Source organism: Castellaniella daejeonensis, from assembly GCF_039523555.1.
Classification (GTDB): Bacteria; Pseudomonadota; Gammaproteobacteria; order Burkholderiales; family Burkholderiaceae_B; genus Castellaniella; species Castellaniella daejeonensis.
Genome location: NZ_BAAAFN010000006.1, coordinates 361,047 through 372,236 on the forward strand (window position 1 = coordinate 361,047; position 11,190 = coordinate 372,236).

Here is an 11,190-nt window from a genome sequence, read left to right on the forward strand (position 1 = left end):
CCACGCAGGAATACCCCGGGTAGCCGCCCCGAGCCCAGGACGGGTCGGCGCGCCAAAGCAAAAGGCCCCGTGAACGAATTCACGGGGCCTTTCCGAATAAGAGTGGTGCCCAGGAGAGGACTCGAACCTCCACACCTTGCGGCACATGGACCTGAACCATGCGCGTCTACCAATTCCGCCACCTGGGCACAGCATAACGTGTATGCTATTGCTTTCGCCGATCCGTCGTGCTGTAGAGCGCGTCGTTCAGCGAAGACAGAACTATACAATACTATTTTTTTGGATGCAAATAGCCTTTGAAAAAGCGAACCGACAACGACAATAACCGCGACGCTTCCACCCCGCCAGCGAACAGTCTCCCCTTTGATTTCGATCCCGACGTGCCGTCCCGGGAGCAGGTGCTGGATGCCCTGCGCAAAGCCGGCAAACCCCTGTCACCAGAAGCCCTGGCCGACGCGACCCACGCCACGATCCCCCTGTCCACGGGCTTCATCCGCCGCATCAAGGCCATGGAACGCGACGGCCAGCTGCGCTACAACCCCCAGGGAAGGTTGCAAATCTGCAACAACACCCACTTCATTACCGGTACCGTCCAGGGGCATCGGGACGGCTTCGGCTTCCTGATTCCCGACGAGGGCGGCCAGGATCTCTTCCTGTCGCCCCACGAAATGGGCAAGGTCCTGCATGGGGACCGGGTGCGGGTGAAGGAGTCCGGCGAATTCCGCGGCCGCCCCGAAGGCGTCATCGTCGAGGTCGTCGAACGGCGCACGCTGAAACTGGTCGGCCGCTTCCTGAAGGAACGCGGCGCCTTCATCGTCGCCCCCGAAGACCAGCGCATCAAGCACGACATCCTGATCGCGCCCCAGGATACGGCAGGAGCCGAGCCCGGGCAGGTGGTCACGGTGCAGATCCTGCGCCAGCCGGCCAGCCACATCCAGCCCCTGGGGCGTGTGATCGAGGTCCTGGGCGAGATCGACGACCCCGGCATGGAAATCGAGATCGCCGTGCGGAAATTCGACGTGCCGGTGGAATTCTCCGACGCCACACGACGGCAGCTGGCATCGATTCCCGACCACGTGCGCGCGGAAGACTGGGCCGGACGCATCGACCTGCGCGACGTGCCTTTCATCACCATCGACGGCGAGGACGCCCGCGACTTCGACGACGCCGTATTCTGCATGCCGGCCGACCTGGGCACGCCCAAGCGCGCGCGGCCCGGCTGGCGGCTGCTGGTGGCCATCGCCGACGTCAGCCATTATGTCCGGCCCGGCACCGCCCTGGACGAAGACGCACTGGACCGCGGCACGAGCGTGTATTTCCCGCGCCGCGTCATCCCCATGCTGCCGGAAGCCCTGTCCAACGGCATCTGCTCGCTGAACCCGGACGTGGACCGCCTGGTCATGGTGTGCGACATGATGATCCCGGCAGGCGGCGCCAAGGCAGGCACCGTCACCGCCTACCAGTTCTACGAAGCCGTCATCCATTCCCACGCCCGCACCACCTATACCGACATCTGGGCGGCCCTGCAGCAGCCCAGCGGCCCGGCGGCGCAGAACCTGGGCGACCTGCTGCCCCACGTACAGACGGCCTACGACCTGTTCCAGTCCTTCGAGCAGGCCCGCCGCAAGCGCGGCGCCATCGACTTCGACACGATCGAGACCCGCATCGTCTGCAACCCCCTGGGCCGCATCGAACGCATCGAGCCCTACACGCGCAACGATGCCCACCGCCTGATCGAGGAATGCATGCTGGCGGCCAATACCTGCGCGGCGGATTTCATCGTGCGCAACAAGGCCCAGGCACTGTTCCGCGTACACGACGGCCCGACGCCGGAAAAACTGCAGACGCTGCGCGACTTCCTGCGCCACCTGGGCCTGACCCTGGAAGGCGGCGACGACCCCTCGACCGCCGACTACGCCCGCCTGATCCAGGCCAGCCGCGCACGGCCCGACTTCGCCTCGATCCAGACCATGTGCCTGCGCTCGATGCAGCAGGCCATCTACAGCCCCGAGCAGACCGGCCACTTCGGCCTGGCCTACCAGCACTACGCGCACTTCACTTCGCCCATCCGGCGCTACCCGGACCTGCTGGTCCACCGCGTGATCCGGGGCATCCTGCACCAGCGGCGCTACCAGCCCGAGACGCCTCCAGGCCTGGTCATCGACCCCGCCCTGCCCGCCAGGATCCGCGAACACGACACCTGGGAAGCCCTGGGCGCGCTGCTCTCGGCCCGCGAACGGCGCGCCGACGAGGCCTCGCGCGATGTCGAGGCCTGGCTGAAATGCTGGTTCGTGCGCGAACACGTCGGCGAAGTCTTCAGCGGCCGGATCAGCGCCGTCACCAGCTTCGGCGTGTTCGTCACGCTGGACACGCTCTACGTGGAAGGCCTGGTGCACATTTCCGAGCTGGGCAGCGACTATTTCCAGTACAACGAGGCCCTGAACGAACTGCGCGGCGAGCGCACCGGCCTGCGCTACCAGCTGGGCGACGCACTCCAGGTCCAGGTTTCCCGCGTGGACCTGGAAGCCCGGCGCATCGACTTCCGTCCGGTCAAGGGCGAAGACTTCAAATCGCTGCAGGCCGAGATCGAAGGCGAAGCCCGCCCCGCCGGGCGTTCGCACAAAAAGGCCGCCGGCGCCAAACCCGCCGCCCTGCGCGGCACCACAGCCCGCCAGCGCCGCGCCGAGGCCAAGCGCGATGCGCGCAAGGAGACCCCGCGCAAACGACGGACCTGATCAGGCCGGCCCCGGCCGTTGTGCCGTCCCGGCCCTCGTCCGCACTACAATCCCGTGCAGGAAACCCGCCGCCCGATGCGGCGGGCCCCGCCAATCCAGAACAGCCTAGCCCCACATGTCATCCCAACAAATCCTGGCCGGCTTCCACGCCGTGCAGGCGCGCCTGCGCCATGCCCCGGACTCCATCCGCGACGTCTACCTGGACACCGCGCGCCAGGATGCCCGCATGCAACGCTGCATCGAGCAACTGGAAGCCGCCGGCGTGCGCTGGCACGCCGCCAACGCGCAGCGGCTGGAAGGGCTGGCCCACGGTGTGCGCCACCAGGGCATCGTCGCCCTGGCCCGCCCCCGGCCCCTGGCCGTGTCGGTGGACGAAGTCCTGGACGCCCAGGAAGACCGCAGCGAACCGGCCCTGCTGCTGGTGCTCGACGGCGTCACCGATCCGCACAACCTGGGCGCCTGCCTGCGCACGGCCGATGCCGCCGGCGTGCACGCCGTGATCGCCCCGAAGGACAGGGCGGTCGGCCTGAACGCGACGGTCCAGCGCGTGGCCTGCGGCGCGGCCGATACCGTGCCCTACCTGATGGTCACCAACCTGGCGCGCACCCTGCGCGCGCTGCGCGAGCGCGACATCTGGCTGGTGGGCACCGACGACGCAGCCACGCACAGCCTGCACCAGGTCGATGCGCGCCGCCCCATGGCCTGGGTGATGGGCGCCGAAGGCGAAGGCATGCGCCGCCTGACCCGGGAAACCTGCGACGAACTCGTGTCCATCCCCATGCAGGGTTCGGTCGAAAGCCTGAACGTCAGCGTCGCCAGCGCGGTCTGCCTGTACGAAACCGTGCGCCAGCGTCTGACGCCGGCCTGAGCCCGCGCGGCCCGGCCGGGGCGTCCCTGGCCAAAAAAAGCGCATAATGTCCGGGCCGGCGCAGCCGCCCGGGCGGCGCCTCTTTTCCTTTCAATCCGACCGCATCGCCTTCCCATGTCCGATCAAGGCTTCACCACCCGGCTCGTTCACGCCGACCACCGCGCCCAGCTGGAGCACGGCGCCATCCACCAGCCCATCCACCCGTCCACCGAATACGCCTATGCCGACGCACGCGAACTGGCCGCCGTATTCCAGGGCAAGGCAGGCTACACCTACGCCCGCCAGGGAACGCCGACCACGGCTTCGCTGGAAGGCAAGATCACCGACATGGAACACGGCCTGGCCACGGTGACCTTCGCCACCGGCATGGCGGCGCTGAACGCCACGTTCTTCGCCCTGCTGCGCCAGGGAGACCACCTGGTCGCCAGCAAATACATCTTCGGCAATACCAACAGCCTGCTGATGACGCTGGAAAACTTCGGCGTGGAACTGAGCCTGGTGGACGCAACCGACGCCACCCAGGTCGAGGCGGCGCTGCGGCCCAACACCCGCATGGTCTTCGTCGAGACCATCGCCAACCCCGGCACCCAGGTCGCCGACCTGAAGGCAATCGGCGATCTGTGCCGCGCGCACAAGCTGGTCTACGTGGTCGACACAACGCTGTCCTCGCCCTATCTCGCACCGGGCCGCGACTTCGGCGCGTCCCTGGTGATCAATTCCCTGTCCAAGCACATCGGCGGACACGGCAACGCCCTGGGCGGCGCGGTCACCCAGACGGGGCTGTACGACTGGTCCGATTTCCCGCACATCTACGAGCAGTATCGCAAGGGCGACCCGCGCGGCTGGGGCCTGCTGCAGATCAAGAAAAAGGGTCTGCGCGACATGGGCGGCACGCTGTCCTCTGACGTGGCCCACCGCATCGCTGCCGGCGCCGAGACCATGGCGCTGCGCATGGACCGCATCTGCTCGAACGCCCTGGCCCTGGCGCGCTTTCTCGAAACGCACCCGCTGGTCAGCCGGGTCCGCTATCCCGGCCTGGCCAGCCACGCCCAGCACGAGCGGGCCACGCAATGGTTCGGCGGCCGCTACGGCGGCCTGCTGGGCGTGGAACTGCACGACCACGTGGATGTCTTCGAATGCCTGAACCGCCTGCGCGTCGCGGCCCTGGCCACCCACCTGGGCGACAACCGCACGCTGGTGCTGCCCGCCGCCCACACCATCTATTATGAAATGGGTCCCGAACGCCGCGCCCTGATGGGCATCCCGGATGGGTTCCTGCGCATCTCGGTGGGGATCGAAGACGAAGCCGATCTGATCGGCGATTTCTCGCAGGCCCTGGATGCTGCCCTGGGCTGATTCCGGGTTCGGGGTATTCCCCTATCCGGCGTTGGGATTATTAACAAACTTCAGGAAACATGCGGGTTTCCAGTGATTTGTTCTTGACACTCCCGCCGTTCGAAGGCTTAATACAGCTTAGCCTTCGAACCGGCATGCATCCCCCCGCTTCGCGGTCGAGGAAACCGGATCGGCTTGGCTGCGACAGAGCATCATCCATCAAACAGCTGGCGGATCGTCCGCCAGAACACAATAAACCTCAGGGGTATTTCATCAATGAACAAGACCGAGCTGATCGAGCATATTTCCTCCAAGACCGATCTCTCCAAGGCTGATGTGGGCCGCGCCCTGGAAGCCTTCGTGGGCGCCGTGAAGACCACCCTGAAGAAAAAGGGCTCGGTCACCCTGGTCGGCTTCGGCACCTTCGCGGTGTCCGAACGTGCCGCCCGCACCGGTCGCAACCCGCGCACCGGCGAAGAAATCAAGATCAAGAAGGCCCGTGTGCCGAAGTTCCGCCCGGGCAAGGCCCTGAAGGATGCCGTGAACGCCAAGTAAATCCGGCGCTTCATGCAAAAGGCCACCGCACCGTCGGTGGCCTTTTTCGTCACAGGACCGCTCTCACACAGGGAACACGCCATGGCAACCGAAGGAGACGCGAGCCAACTGATCGGCATGGTCACGCTGCTGGGCGCCGCGGTCGTGGCGGTGCCTTTGTTCAAGCGCGCGGGCCTGGGGTCCGTGCTGGGCTACCTGGCGGCGGGGCTGGTCATCGGGCCCTACGGCCTGAGCCTGATCGCCGACGCCAGGACCATCCTGCACGTGGCCGAGCTGGGCGTGGTGATGTTCCTCTTCATCATCGGGCTGGAGATGAAGCCCTCGCACCTGTGGAACCTGCGCGGTCAGATCTTCGGGCTCGGCAGTTTGCAGGTCGTCCTGTGCGCCCTGCTGCTCACCGGAGTGGGCGTCGCCGCCGGCTTTCCCTGGCAGGCCGCATTCGTCGGCGGCGCCGGTTTCGTGCTGACATCCACCGCCATCGTCATGCAGGTTCTCGCCGAACGCGGCGACATCCTGGCGCCGCGCGGCCAGCGCATCGTCTCCATCCTGCTGTTCGAAGACCTGCTGATCGTGCCGCTGCTGGCGGCAGTGGCTTTCCTGGCGCCGGCCGGTGCCGTGCCGGCGGCCGCAGCGCCGCTGTGGCAGCGCATCGGCACCGGCTTGCTGTCTCTGGGCGTGCTGACCGCGGCGGGGCTGTGGCTGCTCAATCCCCTGTTTCGCATGCTGGCCAAGGCCAAGGCGCGCGAAGTGATGACGGCCGCTGCGCTGCTGGTGGTGCTGGGTGCGGCGCTGTTGATGGAACTCGGCGGCCTGTCCATGGCCATGGGCGCGTTCGTGGCCGGGGTGCTGCTGTCGGAATCGTCCTTCCGCCATCAGCTCGAAACCGACATCGAGCCTTTCCGCGGCCTGCTGCTGGGACTGTTCTTCCTGGGCGTGGGCATGACGCTCGACCTGGACGTGGTGGCGCGCGACTGGCGGTTCATCTGCCTGGGGGTGGCCGCATTGATGCTGACCAAGGCGCTGTGCATCTACGCAGTGGCGCGTCTGGCCGGCAGCCGTCATGCCGAAGCCGTCGACCGCGCCACCCTGATGGCGCAAGGCGGTGAATTCGCATTCGTCCTGTTCGCCGAGGCGCTCCGGCTCACGGTGATCAGTCCGGCGATGAGCGCCGACATGACGGCGATCATCGTGCTTTCGATGGCGATCACGCCGCTCGTGGCAACCATCCTCAGGCGCCGCGCACGCCCCGAGCCGGCCTCGCTCGACGGCGTCGAGGCCCCCCGGGACCTGCGGGGCAACGTGCTCATCATCGGCTTCGGCCGCGTGGGGCAGATCGCCAGCCAGAGTCCGCTGGCCCGGGGCGCCGAACTGTCCATCATCGACAACGATCCCGATGTGATCCGCAACGCCGCGCGCTACGGTTTCAAGGTCCACTTCGGCGACGGCGCCCGCGCCGACGTGCTGCGCGCCGCCGGCGCCCGGCATGCCCGCGTCATCCTCGTCTGCGTGGACGACCAGGCCGCCGCCACGCGCATCGTAGAGAACGCGCGACGCGAATGCCCCCACACCCGGCTGGTCGTGCGCGCCTTCGATCGCGAGCATGCGCTGGAACTCGTCCGGCTCGACGCCGACCACGTGGTGCGGGAAACCTTCGAGGCGGCGCTGACGATGGGGCGCCAGGCGGTCCTGGCCATGGGCGCCACGGAACAGGAGGCCGACGAGCTGGAGGCCGAAGTCCGCGGCAGGGATGCCGAACGCTTCGCCCTGGAAACGGCCGGCGGCACCTTCGCGGGCCGCGCGCTGCTGCTGGGCGACATCGACCGCATCGATCCGCCGCGCCACGGCCGGAAGCGGGACGCCCGTCCGCCCGAAGACGGCATTGCCTGAGCGCCGGATTGCCGCCCGCCCGCACGCCCCTATATAATGCGCCCCTGCGCCTGGCGAACCGCCAGGTCTGCCCGGAGCAGCATCCGGGTGCTTAGCTCAGTTGGTAGAGCGGCGCCTTTACACGGCGTAGGTCGGGGGTTCGAACCCCTCAGCACCCACCACATCCCCGGCCCCCTTCCGGCACGGCACCCACGCCCCGGCGGATTTACAATCTCCGCCATGAATCCCACACCGCATCCCCAGGGCTCGCAGCGCTGCGGCCTGGACGCCCTCGGTCAGTTCGACGAGATCGTCGACGTGCGCACGCCGGCCGAATACGAAGACGACCACATCCCCGGCTCCCTGAACGCCCCGGTGCTCAGCAACGAGGAACGCGTCCTGATCGGCACCATGTACGCCCAGGAATCGCCCTTCAAGGCAACGCGCCTGGGCGCCGCGCTGGTCGCACGCCACATCGCCGAATACCTGGAGACGATCTTCGCCGACCGGCCGCGCAGCTGGCGGCCACTGATCTACTGCTGGCGCGGCGGCAAGCGCTCGGGATCCATGACCGCCTGGTTCAACCTGATCGGCTGGCGCGCGCGCCAGCTGGACGGCGGCTACAAGGCCTGGCGGCGCCACGTGATCGACACGCTCGCCGAACGCCCGGCCGGTCTGGACTGCATCGTGCTGACCGGCCCCACCGGCTCGGGCAAGACCCGCCTGCTGCAATCGCTGGGCGCGGCCGGCGCCCAGATCCTGGACCTGGAAGGCCTGGCGCACCATCGCGGCTCGCTGCTGGGCGCGCTGCCGGACCAGCCGCAGCCCAGCCAGCGGGGCTTCGAATCCGCCCTGCTCCAGGCCATCGAGGCCCTGGACCCCGACCGCCCGGTCTTCGTCGAAGCCGAAAGCCGGCGCATCGGCCAACTGAGCCTGCCCGAGGCCCTGCTGCGCGCCATGCACGCGGGCCGCTGCGTGCGCGTGCAGGCGGCCCTGCCCCAGCGGATCGCATTCCTGCTGCAGGACTACGCCCACCTGTTCGATGCGCCCGAAGCCTTCGGCCTGACTCTGGAACGGCTGATCGGCCTGCACAGCCGCCAGACGGTGCGCGAATGGCAGGCCCTGATCGCCGCCGACCGGCGCGCCGAACTGTTCGAGGCCCTGGTCGAAGCCCACTACGACCCGGCCTACCTCCGCAGCAGCAATTCCCACTACGCCGGCCTGGACCTGGCCATGACGTTCGACTACGACCCCACCGCGGACGACGGCCACGCCCAGGCACGCGCCCTGATCGATCAACTGCGCGTCCCGGCCTGAACCCCCGTTTCCCGTTTTCCCGGATTCCCGATTTCCATGAACGCTTCCGATCCCACGACTTCCATTCCCAGACTGACTTCCCTGTCCCATGGCGGCGGCTGCGGCTGCAAGATCGCCCCGGACGTGCTGGCGCGCCTGATGCGCGACGCCCTGCCCGCCGGATCGTTCCCCGACCTGCTGGTGGGCACCCAATCGTCCGACGACGCGGCCGTCTACCGCATCAACGACGAGCAGGCCCTGATCGCCACGACCGATTTCTTCATGCCCATCGTCGACGACCCGCACGACTTCGGCCGCATCGCCGCCACCAACGCGCTGTCCGATGTGTATGCCATGGGCGGACGCCCGATCCTGGCGCTGGCCATCGTCGGCATGCCGATCAAGGCCCTGCCGCACGACACCATCGCCGCCATCCTGGCCGGCGGCGCCTCGGTCTGCCAGCAGGCCGGGATCCCCATCGCCGGCGGGCATTCGATCGACTCCGTCGAACCGATCTACGGCCTGGCCGTCATCGGCCTGGCGCACCCGGACCACATCAAGCGCAACGACCGCGCCCGCGCGGGCGACGCGCTGATCCTGAGCAAGCCGCTGGGCGTGGGCATCCTGTCGGCCGCCCTCAAGAAGGGCCGGCTCGATGCCAATGGCTACCGCGCCATGATCGACAGCACCACCCGTCTGAACACGCCGGGGGCGCGGCTGGCCGGGCTCGAAGCAGTGCACGCCCTGACCGACGTGACCGGCTTCGGCCTGCTGGGCCACGCCCTGGAAATGTGCCGGGGCTCGGGCCTGCGCGCCGAGGTGTCCTACGCCGATCTGCCCTGGCTGGCGCCCGCGCCCGCATTGGCCCGGGATGGCATCCGCACCGGCGCGTCCGAACGCAACTGGAACGCCTGCGGCGCCGAGGTTTCCCTGGATGCCGGCCTGCCCGACGAGGCCCGCGCCCTGCTCACCGACCCGCAGACTTCGGGCGGCCTGCTGGTCGCCTGCGCGCCCGAGGCCGCCGACGAGGTCCTTGCCCTGCTGCGCGCCGACGGCTTCGCACAGGCCGCCCGCATCGGGCGCCTGGAAGCCGGCCCCGCCCATATTCGGGTATCCTGATTCAGTCCCCACCCTCGGAGTTCCCATGGCCGATCCCCTGATCATCGCCCGCAACGCCGACATCCAGGCCGCCCTGCTGCCGCAACTGGCCAACCGCCACGGCTGCATCACCGGCGCCACGGGCACCGGCAAGACCGTCACACTGCAGGTCCTGGCCGAATCATTCTCCCGCATCGGCACGCCGGTCTTCATGGCCGACGTCAAGGGCGACCTTTCCGGCATTTCCCAGACGGGCACCGCGTCGCCCAAGCTCGCCAAGCGCCTGGCGGACCTGGGCCTGCCCGAGCCCGCCTGGGGCGCAAGCCCGACCACGCTCTGGGACATCTTCGGCGAACAGGGCCACCCGATCCGCGCCACGGTGTCCGACCTGGGGCCGCTGCTGCTGTCGCGCATGCTGGACCTGAACGACACCCAGGAAGGCGTGCTGAACCTGGCCTTCCGCGTCGCCGACGACGAAGGCCTGCTGATCCTGGACCTCAAGGACCTGCGCTCCATGCTGCAGTACGTGGCCGACCACGCCGCCGAACTGCGCACCCGCTACGGCCAGGTATCCTCGGCTTCCGTCGGCGCCATCCAGCGCAGTCTGCTGCGCCTGGAATCCGAAGGCGCCGAGACGTTCTTCGGCGAGCCCATGCTCGACGTCTTCGACTGGATGCGCACCGACGCCCAGGGGCGCGGCATGGTCAACATCCTGGCCGCCGACCGCCTGATGCAGTCCCCGCGCCTGTACGCCGTCTTCCTGCTGTGGATGCTGGCCGACCTGTACGAGCGCCTGCCCGAAGTCGGCGACCTGGAAAAACCCAAGCTGGTGTTCTTCTTCGACGAAGCCCACCTGCTGTTCAAGGACGCGCCGGACGCCCTGCTGGAAAAGATCGAGCAGGTCGTGCGCCTGATCCGCTCCAAGGGGGTGGGGGTGTACTTCGTCACCCAGAACCCCACCGACATCCCCGACACCGTGCTGGGCCAGCTGGGCCACCGCGTGCAGCATGCCTTGCGCGCCTACACTCCCCGCGACCAGAAGGCGGTCAAGACCGCCGCGCAGACCATGCGGCCCAATCCCGGGCTGGACATCGAGGCCGCGATCACCGAACTGGCCGTGGGCGAGGCCCTGGTGTCCCTGCTCGACCCCAAGGGGCAGCCCACCCCCACGCAGCGCGTCTGGATCTCCGCCCCCGGCAGCCGCATCGGACCCGCCACGGCGGCGGAGCGCCAGGCACTGCTGGGCGCTTCGATGCTGGCCGGCAAGTACGACCAGGCCATGGACCGGGAATCCGCCTACGAGGTCCTGCTGCAGCGCGCCCAGGCCGGACCCGGCGCAGACCGGGGCGCGGCAAAGGCCGGTGCCGAAGCGCCGCCCCCCCAGGACAACGGCATCACCGGGGTCCTGGGCGACTTCCTGTTCGGCTCTACCGGACC

8 protein-coding genes and 2 tRNA genes are annotated in these 11,190 nt (G+C 68.4%); 9 read left to right on the forward strand and 1 reads right to left on the reverse strand.

Annotated features, from left to right (window positions below; translation table 11 throughout):
• Nucleotides 1–103 precede the first annotated feature (103 nt).
• Nucleotides 104–188: transfer RNA gene (locus ABD022_RS03570), tRNA-Leu, on the reverse strand.
• A gap of 108 nt (nt 189–296) precedes the next feature.
• Between ABD022_RS03570 and rnr the strand changes: the two genes are divergently transcribed.
• The 9 genes from rnr to ABD022_RS03615 all read left to right on the forward strand — a co-directional run.
• Entirely contained in the window at nt 297–2,735 is a 2,439-nt protein-coding gene (gene rnr / locus ABD022_RS03575) for a ribonuclease R (RefSeq protein WP_325126944.1), read from the forward strand.
• Nucleotides 2,736–2,850: 115 nt separating this feature from the next.
• Nucleotides 2,851–3,603, forward strand: coding sequence for a 23S rRNA (guanosine(2251)-2'-O)-methyltransferase RlmB (rlmB, locus tag ABD022_RS03580; RefSeq protein WP_325126942.1), 753 nt, complete (start codon nt 2,851–2,853; stop codon nt 3,601–3,603).
• A gap of 114 nt (nt 3,604–3,717) precedes the next feature.
• A complete protein-coding gene (locus tag ABD022_RS03585) occupies nt 3,718–4,959 on the forward strand; it encodes a cystathionine gamma-synthase family protein (RefSeq protein WP_325126940.1) in 1,242 nt (413 codons plus the stop codon).
• Nucleotides 4,960–5,214: 255 nt separating this feature from the next.
• Nucleotides 5,215–5,493: an HU family DNA-binding protein gene (locus tag ABD022_RS03590; protein ID WP_043681629.1), complete on the forward strand. Its 279-nt coding sequence runs from the start codon at nt 5,215–5,217 to the stop codon at nt 5,491–5,493.
• A gap of 81 nt (nt 5,494–5,574) precedes the next feature.
• Nucleotides 5,575–7,380 (forward strand): monovalent cation:proton antiporter-2 (CPA2) family protein, encoded by a 1,806-nt coding sequence (locus ABD022_RS03595; protein WP_343820075.1) that lies wholly within the window; start codon nt 5,575–5,577, stop codon nt 7,378–7,380.
• Between the two features lie 85 nt (nt 7,381–7,465).
• Nucleotides 7,466–7,541, forward strand: a tRNA-Val gene (locus tag ABD022_RS03600).
• Between the two features lie 58 nt (nt 7,542–7,599).
• Nucleotides 7,600–8,676, forward strand: coding sequence for a tRNA 2-selenouridine(34) synthase MnmH (mnmH, locus tag ABD022_RS03605; protein WP_325126933.1), 1,077 nt, complete (start codon nt 7,600–7,602; stop codon nt 8,674–8,676).
• Between the two features lie 36 nt (nt 8,677–8,712).
• On the forward strand, nt 8,713–9,774 hold the full coding sequence (gene selD / locus ABD022_RS03610) for a selenide, water dikinase SelD (RefSeq protein ID WP_343820077.1): 1,062 nt from the start codon (nt 8,713–8,715) through the stop codon (nt 9,772–9,774).
• 25 nt (nt 9,775–9,799) lie between these two features.
• Nucleotides 9,800–11,190 (forward strand): helicase HerA-like domain-containing protein (locus ABD022_RS03615; RefSeq protein WP_343820078.1); only part of this gene is annotated, 1,391 nt, incomplete at its 3' end.